Origin of the sequence: Streptococcus oralis, from assembly GCF_003943395.1 — a bacterium.
Lineage (GTDB): Bacteria > Bacillota > Bacilli > Lactobacillales > Streptococcaceae > Streptococcus > Streptococcus oralis_BF.
Genome location: NZ_RJPJ01000008.1, coordinates 44,734 through 63,579 on the forward strand (window position 1 = coordinate 44,734; position 18,846 = coordinate 63,579).

Below are 18,846 nucleotides of genomic sequence, written 5' to 3' on the forward strand. Positions count from 1 at the left end.
TCTTCCTCTCTATTCAAATAATGTAGTCAAAATGGAAGCATTCCCCAAAAGCACCAAGATTCCCATCAGGATAATGAGGAAACCACCCACTTTCTTGAGGGTTCCGAGGTAAGGATGGAGTTTTCGGAAATGTTTCAAAACATAGCTGGAGGCGAGAGCTAGAACCAAAAATGGTAGCGCCAATCCCAGCGTGTAAACCAACATGAGACCAGCTCCCTGCCAAGCTCCTGAACCACCTGAAGCCGCCAAAGCCAAAACAGAGCCCAAAACTGGTCCCACACATGGCGTCCAAGCAAAACTAAAGGTCAACCCCAGTAAAAATGCCTGACTATAGCCATTACCCTTTTGTCCCTGTCTCTTTAATTGTAGCCTTCTTTCCTTGTAAAGCCCCTGCAAATGTAAGACTTCCATCTGGTGCAAGCCCAAGAGAATGATAATCGCACCCGTCACATACTGAAACCAAGAAGCATACAGCAAATTGCCTAAAAAACCAGCTCCATAGCCCAGTAAGATAAAGATAAAAGAAATCCCCGCTATAAAAGCCAGAGTTCGCAATAAACTAACAAGTGAGATTGAAAATTTTCCACTAGAAGCCTGAGCACCATCTTTGTCATCAAGTAAGACCCCCGCATAGACTGGCAACAAGGGTAAAATACAAGGAGAAAAGAAGGAAAGGATTCCAGCAAGAAAAACACTGATAAAAAAGAATACATTGTCCATACCTTTTCACCCTTCTTTCTTTTGATAAGTCTATTATAATTCCCAACTCTAAGAAAAAACAGGGACAATGATAGGGAAAAATAGGAATTTAATCAGTTTATTTAGAAACCTTCTACAAAAAAAGCCAGACAAGGTCTGACTTTGATAGAAACAGAAAAGAAAATCACCTGTCTTCCCTGCTTATCTGATAATAAATAAGGTTCGCAACGTAGTCTTTTCTCTCTACACCATTGGCAACCGTCTTAAGATAGGACATCCCCGCTTTTTCCATCACACGACCTGAAGCTGGGTTGAGACTGACGTATCTTGCTCTAATCTTTTGAAATCCTGCTTGAGTAAAACAGAAGTTTAAGACAGCTTTCAAGACCTCCGTCATCAAACCTCGGCCCCAATAGTTTTTTCCTAAAACATACCCAATTTCACAACTTGAATCAGGCTCATTCATCTCAACGACGCTGATATCTCCTATCACTTGCTCTGGGTTTTCTTTAATCCTGAATTGTCAAACTAAGTGCACATTTTCTTCATAGAAAACTTCATAAGGTGTTTTGCAGTTGAGACACTTTCGTGGCCTATTATTTAGTTTATTCTCCCACAGCTGAATGGTGTGCTCGTCAATGAATGTTAAGTCGCTCCCTTTGGGAAAATATTCTCGTAGTAATCCATTAGTATTCTCATTTGTTCCTCGTTGCCAAGGCGCATGAGGATCTGGAAAACAGACTTCTACCTTTAATTTGTCGGTCAAGTCCTGATGCTTCGTGAATTCTTTTCCTCTATCTGGAGTGACGGTTTCTTCCGGCAAGGGCGCCAACATTTTTACCATAGCTTCTATCACCAACTTGCTTTTCTTGACAGCTATCTTCTGGATTTTTAGAAAACGAGAATAGCGATCCGTTAGAGTCACTAAACAAGCTTTTCCAGTTTTCCCTGCAACCGTATCTGTTTCCCAATCACCGATCCTAGTTCACTTGTTTGCTTCTTCGGGTCTTTCATGAATGGTATGAGAAATAGGAAATTCCTAGCCTATTATTCTGCATTTGTCTGAACGTAAGCCGCAATGACATCTGACGTGTACTGGGCTGTGCCAAGTCCAAACTTGTCAATGTTTTCCTTAAACTCTGGGTTATAGACGTAACCTTTACCGATATGACCGAATACCTCAATAGAGCAGTCAAATCCATAAGTACGGATGGCTTGCAAGAGTTTAGTAGCTTCTTCTTGATTTTCGGCTGCTGTTGCAGCTAGTCCATTTTTAAGGTTTTGAGCTAAAGCTTGAAAAACTTGGTTAAAGGCGGCCGTAGACTCGTCTTCGCGACCTTTTTGACGCTCAAGAGCCTGGTCCATGACTTCTTGTCCATATTTCTCTACCGCCTCTTGGTGGTATTTTTGATTGTCTTGATAGCTAAATCCAGTGAATTTTTCCTCAATCGTCATTTTTATTTCTCCTTTTTGTTCTTGAATGGTTTTTTGCAAGGTGGAAATCAAGGTATCCAGATGTTCTCTTTCTTGGGTCAAATAGTCCAACTGCCTGGTCAAATGAGGCAATAAATCTGATGTTTCTCCCTTTAATAGCTCTGCTATTTTTTCTAAAGAAAAGCCTAGATATTTGTAGTAAAGAATAACCTGAAGTCTTTCCAAATCCTCCTGACTGTAGGTTCGATAGCCGTTTTCCGACTTTAAGGGGACCAAAAGTCCTATCTTGTCATAGTGGTGCAGGGTCTTGACAGAGACACCTGAAAGCTGCGCAGCTTCTTTTATATGGTACATGATTTCCTCCTTACAATCATAGTATATCCCCTCCCCTTAGGTCAGAGTCAAGTGTTTTTGCGAAATTTTTAACTTTTTGAGAAAGGTGTGAAAACTTGAAAATGGTTTTCTTGACAGACCTTAGAAAACATGATAGGATAGTCAAGTCTATCAATCAAACAGAAGGCTCGTAAAGAGCCATTGAGAGAAGGCTATTTGACAACTCAAGTAGCCTTTTCTTATTTTAAAAAAGGAGATCGGAGTTTCAACTATGTCAGAAAAATCGCAATGGGGATCGAAACTAGGCTTTATTCTAGCATCTGCTGGCTCAGCCATCGGGCTTGGTGCCGTTTGGAAGTTCCCCTACATGACTGCTGATAATGGCGGTGGAGGCTTTTTACTGGTCTTTCTCATCTCCACTATTTTAATCGGTTTCCCGCTCCTGCTGGCTGAGTTTGCCCTAGGCCGTAGTGCTGGCGTTTCCGCTATCAAAACCTTTGGAAAACTAGGCAAGAATAACAAGTACAACTTTATCGGTTGGATTGGTGCCTTTGCCCTCTTTATCCTTCTCTCCTTTTACAGTGTCATCGGAGGTTGGATTTTAGTCTATCTGGGTATTGAGTTTGGGAAATTGTTCCAACTTGGCGGAACGGGTGATTATGCTCAGTTATTTACTTCAATCATTTCAAATCCAGCCATTGCCCTAGGAGCTCAAGCAGCCTTTATCTTATTGAATATCTTTATTGTATCACGTGGGGTTCAAAAAGGGATTGAAAGAGCCTCGAAAGTCATGATGCCTCTGCTCTTTATCATCTTTGTCGTGATCATTGGGCGCTCGCTCAGCTTGCCAAATGCCATGGAAGGCGTTCTCTACTTCCTCAAACCAGACTTTTCAAAACTGACCAGTGCAGGTCTCCTCTATGCTCTGGGACAATCTTTCTTTGCCCTCTCACTAGGGGTTACAGCCATGCTAACCTATGCTTCTTATCTCGATAAGAAAACCAATCTAGTCCAATCAGGGATTTCCATCGTAGCCATGAACATCTCGGTATCCATCATGGCAGGACTAGCCATTTTCCCAGCCATGTCAGCCTTCAATATCCAGTCTGAAGGGGGACCAAGCCTGCTCTTTATCGTCTTGCCTCAACTCTTTGACAAGATGCCTTTTGGAACTATTTTCTACATCCTTTTCCTCTTGCTCTTCCTATTTGCGACGGTTACTTCCTCTGTCGTGATGCTGGAAATCAATGTGGGAAATATCACCAATCAGGACAACCGCAAGCGTGCTAAATGGAGTGCTATTTTAGGAATCTTGACCTTTATCTTTGGTATTCCTTCAGCCCTATCCTATGGAGCTATGGCAGATGTTCACATCTTTGGGAAGACTTTCTTTGATGCTATGGATTTCTTAGTTTCCAATCTTCTCATGCCATTTGGAGCTCTCTGCCTGTCACTTTTTACAGGCTACATTTTTAAGAAGGCTCTTGCCATGGAGGAACTACACCTTGATGAAAGAGCATGGAAACAGGGACTTTTCCAAGTCTGGCTCTTCCTTCTTCGCTTTATCATTCCAATCATCATCATTGTGGTCTTTATCGCCCAATTTATGTAATCAAAAAGGACTTGAGTAATGAACTCAGGCCCTTTCTTTTTTATGGATGGCTAACAATCAATTCCAAATCTTGTCCTTCTAGGCTCCAAGCTTCAACATCACTTGGTAGGATAAAGTGGCTACCTTTTTGGATTGGATAGTTTTTCCCGTCAACAGTGAGGTGACCTTGACCAGCCAAGACACTAAACAAGCTGTAGTCAGCTGTCTTCTCAAAGTCAACTTTTCCAGTGATTTCCCACTTGTAAACTGCGAAGAAATCATTAGAAACAAGGAGAGTGGAACGTAAATCATCAGCTTTGATAGTTACAGGACGGCTATTAGCAGGCTCTCCAATGTTTAAAACATCAATGGATTTTTCAAGGTGAAGTTCACGCAAGTTGCCCTTGTCGTCCTTACGGTCAAAGTCATAGACACGATAGGTGGTATCGCTAGACTGCTGGGTTTCAAGAATCAAGATACCCGCCCCGATAGCGTGCATGGTACCACTCGGCACATAGAAGAAATCTCCAGCCTTGACAGGCACTTTTGTCAGCAAGGCATCCCAGTTCTTGTCCTCGATTTGCTTGCGGAGTTCTTCTTTTGACTTGGCATTATGGCCATAGATAATCTCAGAACCTTCGTCTGCAGCGATGATGTACCAGCACTCTGTTTTTCCGAGCTCGCCTTCATGTTCTAATCCATAGGCATCGTCTGGGTGAACTTGGACACTGAGCCAGTCGTTGGCATCGAGAATCTTGGTCAAGAGTGGAAACACAGGTTCTGGACGGTTACCAAACAATTCTCGGTGCTCCGCATACAAAGTAGCTAGATCTGTTCCCTCAAAGCGCCCATTAGCGACCTTTGAAACCCCATTTGGGTGGGCTGAGATGGCCCAGTATTCTCCAATTTTTTCACTTGGAATGTCATAGCCAAACTCATCACGTAGCTTGGTTCCACCCCAGATTTTTTCTTGCATGACTGATTGTAAAAATAATGGTTCTGACATCTTGATCTCCTGTCTATGTTTCTCACTTCATTATAGCAAAAAGACAAGTCTAATTGAACTCTTTTTCACACATTATAAAGTAGGGAGAAGATTTTATAAAAATAGTAACGAAATAATCTTTTACTTGATAGAGGAACCTCTAAAGCAACACTCAGAAAGCTCGCTGTCAATAGGCTGTTTTCCTCAACTCACCATAAAATTTTCACTTAAGACTATACTTTGCTAGAAAACAGGCTGAAACCAGTCTCCTTTTAAATCAAAGCCGTGATAGCCGTCACTAGGCCAAAAACGATACCTGGCGCATTAGCAGCCGCAAGGGGGATATCTCTTTCCTTTTTGAACAAGCCGTAATAAACCCATAGACTACAGTTGATGGCTGCGACTAAGGGTTGGATGAAGTTGCCTTTTTGACCAGCCAGGTTGTTCATGATTTGTGGGAAGTAAGAGACATACATCATAACAGACATGAAGGTCGCTACCCAACCCAAAATTTTCATTTGTTTTTCAGACATTTTCAAAACCTCTTTCATTTTTATGAATCATATTTTATAATCTTTTTTCAAAACAATCAAGACTTTGAAGCTTTTGTTATAAAGATGTAAACTATCACAATCTTGTGATAAGAAAGAGGAAACAGAAAAAGACCGGATTGCTCCGATCTTTTAATAGTTCATATGCGCACATTCTTTTTTAAGAATCATTATGGTTAACGTCAAATGACTACGCGTCCTACTTCATACGATAAAAATCAAGCACTAAACCAGCTGGACCTTTTACAAGCAAGGATTCTGTTCCCCAATCCGTTTCACAAGGACCGTGTAAAATCTCGACACCAATTTCTTTCAATCGTTGGTAGTTCTGATTTAGATCCTCAACCTCGATGTGAAGAATGATTCCTGACTGAAAGTTTGCCAAAGAAATCAAATGATTTTGAGACAACATGAGACAATGACTGCCAATCGTGAACTGAGCAAAACTGTCGTCAACATAATCGGCTTTTTTATCCAAAATACGCTCCAAGTCAGCACAGACCTGGGGAACATTTGAAACGATGATATCTAATTGATTTAAATTCATTTACTATCCTCCAGAAAAAGACCGGATTGCTCCGATCTTTTCAAGTTCTGCTCTAAGAAAATCAAAGAATAAAATCTACAACGTTTATATTTGATTTTCCACGAGAGGAATTATTTGATTGCGCGTGATTGCAATCCTTCTTCTTCCAAGAAGAGGCGGAATGGTACGAGTTCTTCTGCTTCGTATTTTTCCTTGAAGGCTTTGATCGCTTCTTCTGAGTGAAGTTTTGGATCGAGTTCAAGTACTTCTACTGGAAGTGGACGGTGTTGCGTGATGCGAGCATCGATGACAACAGTTTTACCTTCTTTGTTGAGTTTAACAGCTTCTGCAACGACTGCGTCAATGTCTTCGATACGGTCAACTGTAAATCCAACAGCACCTTGGGCTTCAGCGATTTTCGCGTAGTCCGCGTTAGGGAAGTCACAACCAAACAAGTGTTTGTTTGTGTCTTCGTATTTGTCCTTGATGAAGGCATATTTACCATTTGAGAAGACAACGTTGATAACTGGAAGGTCGTATTGAACGTTTGTGATCACGTCTGGGTAGCACATGTTGAATGCACCGTCACCCATGATGTTCCATACTTGGCGATCTGGATTGTCTTTCTTAGCAGCGATACCACCAGGAAGGGCAATACCCATTGTCGCAAAGAGTGGAGATGTACGCCACATGTTCTTAGGTGTCATGTGAAGGTGACGAGTAGATGTTTGAGTAGTGTCACCTACGTCGATTGAGTAGATAGCGTCTTGGTCAGCATGTTTGTTGATTGCATTGTAAACTTGATACAATTGCAATTCACCCTCAGTTTTACCTTCGAGTTTGTTCATGTAATCACGCCAGTTTTGGTTGTTCTTAACGTTTGCACGCCACCATGGAGTAGACTCAACTGGGTTTACTTTATCAAGGATAGCTTTCGCTGCTTGACCTGCGTCACCAAGGATAGAAGCGTCAAGGGCATGACGTTTACCAAGTTTGTATGGATCGATGTCAACTTGGATGAATTTTTCAGTGTTCTTGAAGGCTTCGTAAACTTCAGCAAATGGGAAGTTTGATCCAAGGAAAAGAACAGTGTCTGCTTCAAAGACCACTTCGTTGGCTGGTTTCCAACCAACACGGTAAGCAGAACCTGTCAACCCTTCGTAGTTCCATTCGAAAGCTTCAAAGTTTTTACCAGTTGTGATGATTGGTGCTTTGATTTTACGTGACAATTCAGTGATCACTTCACCAGCTTTGACACCACCGTAACCAGCGTAGATAACTGGACGTTCAGCATTGTTCAAGATTTCAACCGCTTTGTCGATTTCAGCTTCGTTCAAGGCAGGAGCGATGAATGAACGCTCGTAAGAACCTGAACCGTAGTATGAGTTTTCGTCGATTTCTTGGAAACCGAAGTTCACTGGAATTTCAACAACAGCTGGACCCTTTTTAGAAACTGCAGCACGGCAAGCTTCGTCGATTACTTTTGGTAATTGCTCAGCGTAAGCTACACGTTTGTTGTAAACAGCGATACCGTTGTACATTGGGTTTTGGTTCAATTCTTGGAAGGCATCCATATTGAGTTCGTTAACAGGACGTGATCCAAGGATAGCAAGGAATGGAGTGTTATCCATAGCTGCATCGTAAACACCGTTAATCAAGTGAGTCGCACCTGGACCACCTGAACCAACAGCAACCCCGATTGAGCCGCCGAATTTAGCTTGCATCACCGCTGCAAGAGCACCTGTTTCTTCGTGGCGAACTTGCAAGAAGCGGATATCTTTGTCTTCAGCCAAAGCATCCATGAGTGAGCTAAGTGTTCCTGATGGGATACCGTAGATAGTATCTACGCCCCATGTCTTCAATACGTTGAGCATTGCTGCAGATGCAGTAATTTTCCCTTGAGTCATAATAACTCTCCTTCAAATATTTTTAAAACTTGATAAATCCGTTTTCATATACTAATTGGAAACGTTTCAGCAAATTTTTACTCTACTACTTTACCACATTTGTTTTGGGTCTCCTAAGAATGTGCTCAGAAGTTTTTATTCTCTATTACAGCACAGACTGGAAACGCTTCAGAAAACTGTTTTATAATAAAAAAGCGGTAAACCCGCTTTTAATCTATTTTGCTAACGTTTAGCATGAGTGAACTGGTCAAAACAGATACAGAACTAAAGGCCATAGCAAGACCTGCCAGTTCTGGGTTGAGCACCAGACCAATTCCTGAAAATACTCCTGCTGCAATCGGAATTCCGGCGACATTGTAGATAAAGGCCCAGAAGAGATTGAGCAAGATACGATTGAAGGTTCTCTTACTCATATCAAAGGCACGAACCACTCCTGTCAAATCATTGTGAGTAAGAACAATCCCTGCCGACTCAATAGCAATATCGGTTCCTGCGCCCATGGCAATCCCAACATCTGCTACACTGAGGGCTGGCGCATCATTGATACCATCTCCGATAAAGGCTACTTTACCAGCCTGTTGTAGTTGATGGATTTCATGCGCTTTTTCTTCTGGTAGGACGCCTGCAATGACCTCTTCGATTCCGATCTGATCGGCAATAGCACGCGCCACGCCAGCATTATCCCCTGTCAGCATGACTGTTTTAAGACCTCGTTTTTTCAACTGACTGATGGCAAGCTTGGCATTTTCCTTGGGAATATCTTGCAGGGCAAGCAAGCCTTTTATTTCATTGTTAACAGCCAAGTAGACAACTGTCTTAGCTTCTTTTTCGAGTTCTTCTAGTTTTTCTTGATAAGTGCTTGAAATATCCATACCATCTAACATTTTAGCATTTCCAAGTAAGACTTGTTTCCCAGCTATTTTCCCTGAGACACCTTTTCCGTGTAAGGCTTGGAAATTTTCAACAGTTTGAATCTCAAGTCCAGCTTCACTCGCTCTTTTGACAATAGCTTGAGCCAGAGGGTGTTGGGAAGCTTCTTCCAAGGATGCTGCCAATCCAAGCACTTCTACTTCGTCACCGATGATATCTGTGACCACAGGTTTCCCTTCCGTCAAAGTCCCGGTCTTATCAAAGACAATAGTTTGAACTTTCTGGATTTCCTGTAGAACCGTTCCATTTTTGAGGAGAACCCCCATCTTGGCACTGCGACCTGTCCCCACCATAAGAGCTGTCGGTGTTGCAAGACCCAAGGCACAAGGGCAGGCAATAATCAGAACTGCTACTCCATAGAGAAGCGAAGACACAAAGCTCGCTCCAAGCACAACTACACTATCCCTAAGCAAGACGAACCACACCCAAAAGGTCACGATTCCTAAAATGACAACTGCTGGGACAAAAATCCCTGAAATCTTATCCGTCAAGTCCTGAATCGGTGCACGGCTGGTCTGGGCTTTCTTCACAAAGTCCACAATCTGTGCCAAAACAGTCTCTGAACCAACTTTTTCTGCCCTAAAAACAAGCGTTCCACTATTATTGATGGTTGAGCCAATAACGGGATCTCCAACTGTTTTGTCCACTGGCAGACTCTCACCTGTCACCATGGATTCGTCAATACTGGACACACCTTCGACTACGACGCCATCAACAGCAATCTTTTCACCTGGCCTTACTCGAATCAGGTCGCCTACCTTGACTTGCTCCAAGGGAACTTGAACATAGCTATCTTCACGCAAGACTTCTGCTGTTTTAGCCTGCAAATCCAGTAGTTTCTCTACAGCTTGGGAAGTATTTTTCCGCATTTTTTCCTCAAAAACCGCCCCCAAAAGAACGAAGAAGAGGATAAAACCAGCACTTTCAAAGTAAACAGGAAGCCCAGTAAAGAGGGCAACTAGGCTATAGAGATAGGCCACTAGGGTTCCCAGAGCAACCAAGGTATCCATGTTGGCATTGTGCTTTTTAAAGCTGGCCCAAGCACTCTGAATATAAGGACCACCGGCCACTAGCATGATAGGTGTTGTGGCTAGAAAGGTTCCCCAATGCATGACTTGGTGACTAATGCTGCCTGTCAACATCCCAATCATGAGAATCACAAGAGGCACAGTAAAGATACTAGTAATCCAAAAACGCTGTAAAAGTGACAAAGATTTTCGAGTCTTCTCAACTACGGTATAACTTCCCTTCTGCATCTTCATACCACATGAGAATTCATGCTCACCCAACTCTTGAGGTGTAAAACGAATCACCTTTTCCTCATCTAGTCCGATTGGTTCTAGAATTCCTTCTTCTTCAAAAAGAATTTCCTTGTAACAGTTTGATGGCGTCACACGATGAAAAGTTATCTCAGCTGGAATCCCTTTTTGAAGCTGAATATGGGCTGGATGATAGCCTTTTTCAGCTCGGATACGGATTTTTTGAATGCCATTTTCTAGGCTTGCTTTCACAATTTCTGTCATCATCTCCTCCTACTCTACAATCATCTTGCCGTGCATCATATTCATGCCACATGCAAAGCCAAATTCTCCAGCCTGCTCAGGCGTGATTTCCACTACATACTCTTCACCCATAGGAAGATCCGCATGCACACCAAAGTCTGGAAAGACGATCTGATCTAGACAGGGTGACGGGTCCTTGCGATCAAAGACAATGCGGGCTGGCACTGATTTCTTGAGGATAATCAACTCAGGCGTATAGCCCCCCATGACCTCCACTCGAATCTCTTGGTAGCCCTTTTTTTGCTGGGCCTTTTGTCCAGATTTTTCAGGCTTTTTGAAAAACCAAAACAAGATAAACGCGATAAGGGCAATACAAATAATGGTTACAATACTATTTAACATGACGTCTCCTTTACATACAATTACATTTTACTTCAGCAGCTGCGCTAGCTTTTTTCTCAGAAATCACAGCTTCCAAGTCTTTCAAGTCAGACAAAGTGAAATCACATTCGACAATCAAATCAGCCAACAAGTTCTTAATCCTACGAGAACAAACCTTGTCCTTGATATCTTGAACAAGCAAGTCTCGACTTTGATCCAGTGTTAAAAGGGCTGAATAAACAAAGGACTTGCCTTCTTTTTTTCTAGTCAAACACTCTTTCTCAACCAAACGAGCCAAAAGGGTCTGAACTGTAGACTTGGACCAGTCAAACCGCTCTGCCAGAACCCTGATCAAATCCCTACTGGTCTGTTCACCCTGCATCCAAATAATCTTCATAACCTGCCATTCTGCATCTGAAATCTGCATCAGCACACCTCCAAAATCTACATTTGTCAATTATAGCTCTTAGTATACTCTCAAAATCTACATTTGTCAACTATAATTTTTATTATTTTTTCGAAAAATAGAATTCTAATCATGTAACGAGAGATTTGCAGTCAAATTTTACTATATAAACTATAAAAATATGCTATACTGTAGAAAAAAGAAAACAACCACTAGGGGTGCGTAAAGCTGAGATTAACGACTGTTAGATCCCTTTGACTCAATCTAGGTAATGCTAGCTGATGGAAGTGGAAATGATGATGAGGACTAGCTGGTCTTCTATTACTTTCCTGAAACAGACTAGCTTGTTCTTAAGAATACAAACTTCAGTTGGTTGGGAGGTTTTAGATGACTTATTTACCCGTTGCTCTAACCATTGCAGGAACTGACCCTAGTGGCGGTGCTGGCATTATGGCTGATTTAAAGTCATTCCAAGCTAGAGATGTCTATGGAATGGCCGTTGTGACCAGCCTTGTCGCTCAAAATACCAGAGGTGTTCAATTAATCGAACACGTCTCCAACCAAATGCTGGAAGCTCAATTGGATAGTGTCTTCTCGGATATCAAGCCTCAGGCTGTAAAAACTGGGATGTTGGCAACTACTGAGATCATGGAGATCATCCAACCCTACCTTAAAAAGCTAGACTGTCCCTATGTGCTTGACCCTGTTATGGTCGCTACAAGTGGCGACACCCTGATTGATTCCAGTGCCAGAGACTACCTAAAAACGAATCTGCTTCCTCTTGCAAGCATTATCACGCCCAATCTTCCTGAGGCAGAAGAGATTGTTGGTTTTTCAATCCATGACCCCGAAGACATGCAGCGTGCCGGTCGCCTGATTATAAAAGAATTTGGTCCTCAGTCCGTTGTTATCAAAGGTGGCCATCTGGAAGGTGGTGCCAAGGATTTCCTCTTTACCAAGGATGAACAATTTGTCTGGGAAAGTCCAAGAATTCAAACTTGTCACACCCATGGTACTGGATGTACCTTTGCTGCTGTGATTACGGCTGAACTAGCCAAGGGCAGAAGTCTTTACCAGGCAGTTGATAAGGCCAAGGCCTTTATCACAAAAGCCATCCAAGACGCTCCTCAACTCGGACATGGTTCTGGACCAGTCAATCATACAACTTTTAAAGATTAAGAAAAAACTCTCTAGTTCCCACTTTAAGGGAATTAGAGAGTTTTTGATTAGGAAATCATGTCATCCAGCTTTGTTAAAAAGGCATGCGCTTTTGCTTCAATATCTTCTGCCTGCATCAGATCACGTACGACAGCTACTCCAGCTATACCCGAGCCGATAAGTTGGTCAATATTCTCTGACGTCAGGCCTCCGATAGCAACTACTGGAATAGCGACCGTTTGGCAAATTGTTTTCAAGGTTGAAATCAGGGTGATGGGAGCATTTTCTTTGGTCGTAGTCGGGAAAATGGCTCCTGTTCCCAAGTAATCCGCACCCGATGTTTCTGCTTCGAGGGCTCTTTTAACCGTTTTAGCAGTGACACCGAGGATTTTTTCGGGACCCAAGACTTTGCGGGCAACCGAAACTGGTAGTTCATCGTCGCCGATATGCAAACCTGCTGCATCGACTGCAAGACAGACATCCAACCGATCATCGATGATCAAGGGCACCTGGTAGGCATCTGTTATTTCCTTGACTTGTTTTGCCAGTTGATAGTATTGATTGGTGGTGAGATTTTTTTCTCGTAGTTGGATTATAGTAACACCTGAACGGCAAGCCGTCTCGACTTTTTCAAGAAAATTTTCCAAGGAATCTTGGTAGCGATTGGTTACTAGATACAGTTTAAGTACTTCTCTATTCATAAAAATCTCCTTTGATGGCTTCTAGCCAATTTTCGTCTCTTTTTAGGAGAGAGAGTTGATTGAGAACTTGGTAACGAAAATCTTCTAATCCCATTCCTTGAACAACTATTCTCTCAGCAGCGATATTGAGATAAGAAACCGCTAAGCACGAAGCTTCAAAGGCGGTCTTTCCTTGGCTGAGAAAAACGGCTGTCAAGGCTCCAACCAAGTCTCCTGTCCCTGTTATCCAGTCTAATTCGTCACAGCCATTTCCCAATATTGCAACCTGATTCTCCGAAACGATGAGGTCCTTGGGGCCAGTGACTAAAAATGACATACCAGGATAAAGCTGACACCAGTCTTTCAAAACTTGAAGCAAATCCTCCGTTTCTTGATCTTTAGCACTCGCATCAACTCCAACTCCATGGTGTTTTAAGCCAACAAGACTTCGGATTTCTGACATATTTCCTTTAAGGATCGTGGGCTTGTATTCTAAAAGATCTCTGACTAGTCCCTTACGAATGGGTGATGCTGCAACGCCAACCGCATCTACTACCATTGGGAGACAAGCTTGAGCTGCATAAGTAGCTGCCATACGGATTGCTTTCTCCTTCTCAGCTGACAAATGCCCCAAATTGATGAAGAGAGCCTGACTTTGCTTAGTAAAATCAAGAACCTCACGAGGGTCATCTGCCATGACCGGTTTAGATCCCAGAGCCAAAATGCCATTAGCCAGCATCTCACAAGAAATCTCATTGGTGATGCAGTGAATCAAGGAGCTGTAGGTTAGAGGGAAGGGATTTGTAAATTCCTGCATCAGTCTATCCTTTCACCAAAGAAATATCCTTGTACTTTTTTAAAGAATTCCTGCTTGATTAAAAATCGAAAGGCAAGAAAAGCTATGGCTGTACCGATCAAGGTCGCTCCGAAAAATCGCGGAGTATAGATAAACCAGCTGAGCTTGGCCGCAGATCCCGTAAAGAGAACCATGACAGGATAGGAAACAATAGAACCGATAATCCCTGTTCCCAGGATTTCTCCTAGGGCAGAGAAGTGAAATTTTCGACCGTACTTATAAAAGAGACCTGCAAGGAGGGCTCCAAAGGTAGCTCCAGTGAGGGCCAAGGGCGGAATGCCTTGAGTAGACATACGGATAAAGGCTGTGACTGTTGCCATGACCAAGGCATAAACAGGTCCCATCAAAATTCCTGCAAGAATGTTGACTACACTAGACATTGGTGCCATTCCCTCGATTCGGAAGATGGGTGTAAGAACTACGTCAAGGGCAATCATCATGGATAAAATGGTTAATTTGTGAACTTGAAGTTGGTGCTTTCTCATTTTCTATTTCTTCTCTTTTTCTAAGGACTGCAAATCACTCGTCCAGGTTTGATGTTGGTAAGCCATCTCCCAAAACTTGGCTTCCATGTGGACACTTCTGTGGAAGGCCTCTAGCATTTTTTGTTTGTCTGTCTCGTCGCTTTCTCGATAGAGTTGATTGACCAGCGCTTCTTCCTCTTTAATCTGTTGTTCTAATTCATCGGTGATATAGGTCTCAATCCACTGCTGATAAAGAGGATTCGGGGATGGTTTGCGATTAAGTGCCTTGCCCAAATCATGGTATAACCAAGGACATGGGAGCAAACTAGCAAAAGCAATGCCCAAGTTTGGCTCTGCAAACTGTCGATAAATATGAGAAATGTAATGATAACAGGTTGGAGCAATCGGTTGCTCCTCCATTTCCTGGTCACTGATTCCTAATTCCTTGAAAAATTGTTGACGGATAAATAATTCACCCTCCACTAGACTCTGGGCATTTTGTTTCAAGAGCCTTTTCATCTCTTGGTTTGAAGTCTTATCAGCCAAGAGGTGATAGGCTTCTGAAAAAGACTTCAGGTAGTAGGCATCCTGAATCAGGTAATAGCGGAAAATAGAAGGTTCTAACGTTCCCTCTTGTAACTGTAAAACAAAGGGATGCTGAAAGGAAGCCTGCCAAGCTTCTCTGGATAATTCCATCGCAATATCTGTAAATTCCATAATAACTCCTTTATAGAAATAAACTGGTTTGAAGCAATAAAAAGAAAAGTAGGTAGATCAATTTTGTCCTCTGTGAAATATAAAAAGTCCGATAGCGATTCTCCAACTGAGCATGTTCGTCATATCCATGTGCAGACAGAGCTCTCAGGTAAAGATGGCGCCATCTAAAGACCGTCATCAGAACCTTGCTATAAATCAAGGGAGACCAAACATGCAGTTTTTGACCACGCAATAAGCAAGCTTCCTTGAGAGACTTGATTTCCTGCTGAATGAGGGGAAAGGCATTGAATACCACAATCAAGGCATAGGCCCAAGAGCGCGATAACCCCTTTTGAGACAAGTACAAGAGAAGCTCTTTTAGGGAAATACTAGAAACAAAGACAAGACCTATACAAACCGTCACAAAAGCCCTCGTTCCAAGTATCACTGCCTGCGAAGCATCCCCATGTAACTGAATTGCCCAGTAGTTGGCGAAGGATGGCAAAATGGCGAGCAAGAGCATCCAAGCCAACATTTTAAATCGACGGTGATAGAGCAAGAAGAGTATGCAAAATGCGGCTACCGAAAGATTAAGAGCAATCGAAGGAAGGAAAGATGTTTCCAAGGATAAAATCAGCAAGAAAAGACTAATAATCGGTGTCTTGGTTGCTACTTTGATCATACTACCTCACCTCCCCTTGAGTATTGCTACTCAGAAAACTGAGAGGTTTGCTAATGGTCACGTCTTGGAGATGACTGAGACCCTCACTAGTCATCTCAATCCAATAATCAACCACAGAGATCAAGGGATCTAAACGATGGCTAATGATCAAAAAACTTCTTCCTTGATTTCTCTCCTCCAACATCCACTGACAAAAGTAGTCGCAAGCTCTATCATCCAAACCAGCAAATGGCTCATCTAGCAAGATCACAGAAGCCTTGCTGGTTAAGATGGTCAATAGCTGAAGAATCTTTTGCTGACCACCACTTAATTGATAGGGACTCTTATCGAGTGCCTGCTCCAGATCAAAATATCGTAATGCTTGGAGAATCCGCTGATTTCTTTCAGAGTCTGAGCTATCTAATTGCAGTTCCTCTCTCAGACTGACTCGGATAAACTGCTTCTCAGCTTCCTGAACAACACCCGTCAAGTCACGATACAGGCTCTTTTTCTTTTTCAGGACTTTCCCCTTCCAAGTAATGCGCCCTTTATACTTTTGAAATTGAAGAATGGAGCGAAAGAGGGTTGATTTCCCGACACCATTGTCACCCAGGATACAGGAAATCCCTTGGTAAAACGTGAAATCAGCAATCGAAAAGAGGGGGCGATTACCCAGCTCACAAGTCGTTCTATCCATATGGAACAATTCCGGGCTAGAAGCAACATTCTTTGAAGAAACCTGTGTCATCTCAGAGGTAGGGATTTGAAACACTTCCCTTAGTTGTCCGTCTCTTAGCTCCACCATATGGTCGATATAGGCTTCATAATCAGATAAATCATGGTCGCACAGGATGACTGCCTTCCCTTTAGAGGCTAACTCTTTTAGAATCTCCAATATCTCGATTCTGCTCTTGCGATCAATGGAAGCGAAGGGCTCATCCAAGAGATAGACCCTAGGATTCATAGCAAAGAGAACAGCCAAAGCAGCCTTTTGCTTTTCCCCACCTGATAAGTGATGGATGGGACGGTGCAAGATTGGCTCGCAACGACATTGCCGAACCACCTCTGCTATTTTAGCATCAATCTCCTGAATGGGATGGCCGATATTCTCCAAGGTAAAAATTAGCTCTTCAAACAAGTTCTCCATGGTAAATTGATGATTGGGATTTTGAAAGAGAATGCCAACTGTCTGGACACGTTCGACGATAGAAAGCTGACTGACCTCGCTCCCATCTATCAGGACTTGACCACTATAGGGAAGAGAACTGACTTGGGCAATCATTTGAAAGAGACTCGATTTTCCTGAACCACTACTCCCAACTAATAAGGAAAAAGCTTGCCCATGAAAAGTAAAATCAATCGGCTCTGAGAAGATAGGGGACTGAATCTCCCGTAATTCCAGGCCCATCTATGCCTTTCCTCCAGCTGCAAACTGATGATAGAGTTTGACAATGGCACGAACCAAGATGGTACAGAAGAAAAAGACGGAAATAAAACGCACCACCAGCAAGGAAAGGACAAAAGGAAGGGAGAAGGCATAGTAACCTAATTTAATGTATTCATAGACAAAGCTAAAAAGGGTAATCCCAATACTATTAGCAGTTAGAGAGAGCCAACTTTCATAGCGATTCTTGGTTACGATAAAACCAAGTTCACTTCCCAAACCTTGAACCAAGCCAGACAAAAGGGCACCTAGACCGAATTGGCTACCATAAAGGACTTCAGCAAGCGCAGCGAGCACTTCTCCAATCGTCGCACTTCCGACTCTTGGAACAAAGATGGCCGCAATAGGCGCAGCCATACACCAGAGACCAAAGAGGATTTCATTGGCAAAGGCCTGTAAACCAAGAGGGGCTAAAATCAGGGTGAGGATATCAAATAGATAGCCTGAACCCACAAAAACACCACCAAAAAAGATAGACAAGAAAGCAAGCAAGATAACATCTTTTAATTGCCATTTTTTCAACATAAAAAACTCCTTTTTTAAAGAAAAGTGGGGCATTCAAGGAGAGCTACCGAAAGGCTTGTCGTCAGGCCTATCCTCTTTTGATAAACAAAAAAACTCCAATTGCAAACGAGAATTAGAGTTTAGCTTACAAGATTAGACAGTTCTTTTCAACATACGAAAAAAACCTTTTCACATTTCCCTTCGCCAGTCTTAACTGTATCAGGTTCAATGGGTATCATCTCAGCCTAAAGCACCCCAAATGTCTTTATTATTTAATTACTGGACCAGTATAACAGAATTTGAAAGCCCTAGCAAGATATTTGACTGGAAAATATATTTATATAGTTTGTTTGTTCATTCTTTTAATTTACATCAAAGGATTGCATCTGTCCTATAATTCATAACCGATATCAAAAAAGGTTAATTCTAAAGCAACTGCTTGATTCCAGCGTTTCTGAAGTTCTGTCAAATCTTCTCGATTTTTCCCGACACGATTAAGTTCATCAACCAGAAATTGAACCCACTCTGCAAAGAAAGGACCTCTATGTAGATTAATCCATTCCGAATGAATATAGGCTTCAGGTAGAGCCAAATCTTTAGAACCCCAGTCTAAATAGAGACCTTCTGCAATGACCAGCATGACCAAAAGATGAGCATAGTCTGATGAAGCCACAGCAGAATACATTAGCTCCTGAAACGCTTTTGTTACAGGGTGCAAGTTCACTTCTAGATAGTCATTCTCTGCTACCTTTAACTCTTTGAAAGCCTTTTGGAAATAACCATCTTCATCTGCTTCAAGAAAGCCTAGTTGCTTGGCAAAACGAAGTTTGGATTCAAGCTGGTCTGCGTGAGCTACACAAGCTCCCAGCATGGATAAGAAGGCATCAAAGAAATGATAATCTTGAATCAGGTAGTCTTTTAAGACCTTATTCTCAATTGTCCCCGTAAAAAGTTCCTTGACAAAACGATGATTGATTGCAGCCTGCCAATCCTTCTGACTGCTTTTTAATAATTCTCCAACAGTCAAACCTGGCTGAAATGCATAGTCTTGTGTTTCCATATTACTTTTCCTCTCTTTACTCGTTCGTAATCAATAAAATATCAAGAGATACCAAGCAAAATCGTAATTCCACTTGAT

19 protein-coding genes, 2 pseudogenes and 2 riboswitches are annotated in these 18,846 nt (G+C 42.3%); of the genes and pseudogenes, 2 read left to right on the plus strand and 19 right to left on the minus strand.

The genetic code is table 11. The annotated features are described in order from the left end of the window. Positions 1-9 precede the first annotated feature (9 nt). The 4 genes and pseudogenes from ccdA2 to D8802_RS07115 form a co-directional block, all read right to left on the minus strand. Positions 10-720 (minus strand): thiol-disulfide oxidoreductase-associated membrane protein CcdA2, encoded by a 711-nt coding sequence (gene ccdA2 / locus D8802_RS07100; protein WP_125395318.1) that lies wholly within the window; start codon positions 718-720, stop codon positions 10-12. A 163-nt stretch (positions 721-883) separates the two neighbouring features. Beyond that, a pseudogene (locus D8802_RS07105) lies at positions 884-1,213 on the minus strand (GNAT family N-acetyltransferase); the annotation flags it as partial. 9 nt (positions 1,214-1,222) lie between these two features. Then, positions 1,223-1,729, minus strand: a pseudogene (locus D8802_RS07110) (IS30 family transposase); the annotation flags it as partial. A gap of 17 nt (positions 1,730-1,746) precedes the next feature. Further along, positions 1,747-2,487 carry a MerR family transcriptional regulator gene (locus tag D8802_RS07115; RefSeq protein ID WP_125395319.1) on the minus strand — a complete coding sequence of 247 codons (741 nt, stop codon included), beginning with the start codon at positions 2,485-2,487 and terminating at the stop codon, positions 1,747-1,749. A 250-nt stretch (positions 2,488-2,737) separates the two neighbouring features. On the opposite strand from D8802_RS07115, the gene D8802_RS07120 reads away from it, so the two are divergent. Beyond that, on the plus strand, positions 2,738-4,078 hold the full coding sequence (locus D8802_RS07120) for a sodium-dependent transporter (protein WP_125395320.1): 1,341 nt from the start codon (positions 2,738-2,740) through the stop codon (positions 4,076-4,078). 40 nt (positions 4,079-4,118) lie between these two features. Here the strand turns inward: D8802_RS07120 and manA are convergent, their stop codons facing one another. The 7 genes from manA to D8802_RS07155 all read right to left on the minus strand — a co-directional run bounded on the left by manA (position 4,119) and on the right by D8802_RS07155 (position 11,266). After that, on the minus strand, positions 4,119-5,063 hold the full coding sequence (manA, locus tag D8802_RS07125; protein WP_125395321.1) for a mannose-6-phosphate isomerase, class I: 945 nt from the start codon (positions 5,061-5,063) through the stop codon (positions 4,119-4,121). A 251-nt stretch (positions 5,064-5,314) separates the two neighbouring features. Continuing rightward, complete coding sequence (locus tag D8802_RS07130; protein ID WP_001291473.1) at positions 5,315-5,575, minus strand: SemiSWEET family transporter; 261 nt, start codon at positions 5,573-5,575, stop codon at positions 5,315-5,317. 217 nt (positions 5,576-5,792) lie between these two features. After that, a complete protein-coding gene (locus D8802_RS07135; RefSeq protein WP_125395322.1) occupies positions 5,793-6,140 on the minus strand; it encodes a VOC family protein in 348 nt (115 codons plus the stop codon). Positions 6,141-6,250: 110 nt separating this feature from the next. After that, positions 6,251-8,026 carry a pyruvate oxidase gene (spxB, locus tag D8802_RS07140; protein ID WP_125395323.1) on the minus strand — a complete coding sequence of 592 codons (1,776 nt, stop codon included), beginning with the start codon at positions 8,024-8,026 and terminating at the stop codon, positions 6,251-6,253. A gap of 209 nt (positions 8,027-8,235) precedes the next feature. Continuing rightward, on the minus strand, positions 8,236-10,479 hold the full coding sequence (locus tag D8802_RS07145; protein WP_125395324.1) for a heavy metal translocating P-type ATPase: 2,244 nt from the start codon (positions 10,477-10,479) through the stop codon (positions 8,236-8,238). 9 nt (positions 10,480-10,488) lie between these two features. Beyond that, a complete protein-coding gene (locus D8802_RS07150) occupies positions 10,489-10,860 on the minus strand; it encodes a cupredoxin domain-containing protein (protein WP_049511580.1) in 372 nt (123 codons plus the stop codon). A gap of 10 nt (positions 10,861-10,870) precedes the next feature. Beyond that, complete coding sequence (locus tag D8802_RS07155; RefSeq protein WP_125395325.1) at positions 10,871-11,266, minus strand: CopY/TcrY family copper transport repressor; 396 nt, start codon at positions 11,264-11,266, stop codon at positions 10,871-10,873. Positions 11,267-11,449: 183 nt separating this feature from the next. Continuing rightward, positions 11,450-11,548: riboswitch (TPP riboswitch) on the plus strand. 84 nt (positions 11,549-11,632) lie between these two features. Here D8802_RS07155 and thiD point away from each other — a divergent pair. Then, a complete protein-coding gene (thiD, locus tag D8802_RS07160; RefSeq protein ID WP_125395326.1) occupies positions 11,633-12,424 on the plus strand; it encodes a bifunctional hydroxymethylpyrimidine kinase/phosphomethylpyrimidine kinase in 792 nt (263 codons plus the stop codon). A 47-nt stretch (positions 12,425-12,471) separates the two neighbouring features. Here thiD and thiE read toward each other — a convergent pair whose 3' ends face one another. The 8 genes from thiE to D8802_RS07200 all read right to left on the minus strand — a co-directional run bounded on the left by thiE (position 12,472) and on the right by D8802_RS07200 (position 18,768). Then, complete coding sequence (thiE, locus tag D8802_RS07165) at positions 12,472-13,104, minus strand: thiamine phosphate synthase (protein ID WP_125395327.1); 633 nt, start codon at positions 13,102-13,104, stop codon at positions 12,472-12,474. After that, on the minus strand, positions 13,097-13,900 hold the full coding sequence (gene thiM / locus D8802_RS07170; protein WP_125395328.1) for a hydroxyethylthiazole kinase: 804 nt from the start codon (positions 13,898-13,900) through the stop codon (positions 13,097-13,099). Before thiM ends, thiE begins: the two co-directional genes overlap by 8 nt. Next, complete coding sequence (thiW, locus tag D8802_RS07175; protein ID WP_109289766.1) at positions 13,900-14,424, minus strand: energy coupling factor transporter S component ThiW; 525 nt, start codon at positions 14,422-14,424, stop codon at positions 13,900-13,902. The genes thiM and thiW overlap by 1 nt, the downstream gene beginning before the upstream one ends. A 3-nt stretch (positions 14,425-14,427) precedes the next feature. Beyond that, positions 14,428-15,120 carry a thiaminase II gene (tenA, locus tag D8802_RS07180; RefSeq protein WP_125395329.1) on the minus strand — a complete coding sequence of 231 codons (693 nt, stop codon included), beginning with the start codon at positions 15,118-15,120 and terminating at the stop codon, positions 14,428-14,430. Between the two features lie 10 nt (positions 15,121-15,130). Then, positions 15,131-15,781 (minus strand): energy-coupling factor transporter transmembrane component T, encoded by a 651-nt coding sequence (locus D8802_RS07185; protein ID WP_125395330.1) that lies wholly within the window; start codon positions 15,779-15,781, stop codon positions 15,131-15,133. 1 nt (position 15,782) lies between these two features. Further along, positions 15,783-17,168 (minus strand): ATP-binding cassette domain-containing protein, encoded by a 1,386-nt coding sequence (locus D8802_RS07190; RefSeq protein ID WP_125395331.1) that lies wholly within the window; start codon positions 17,166-17,168, stop codon positions 15,783-15,785. Further along, a complete protein-coding gene (locus tag D8802_RS07195; RefSeq protein WP_185758216.1) occupies positions 17,169-17,729 on the minus strand; it encodes an ECF transporter S component in 561 nt (186 codons plus the stop codon). Positions 17,730-17,887: 158 nt separating this feature from the next. Next, positions 17,888-17,976, minus strand: a riboswitch (TPP riboswitch). A gap of 123 nt (positions 17,977-18,099) precedes the next feature. Next, positions 18,100-18,768, minus strand: a complete 669-nt coding sequence (locus tag D8802_RS07200) for a TenA family protein (protein WP_125395333.1) — start codon at positions 18,766-18,768, stop codon at positions 18,100-18,102. Between the last annotated feature and the right edge of the window lie 78 nt (positions 18,769-18,846).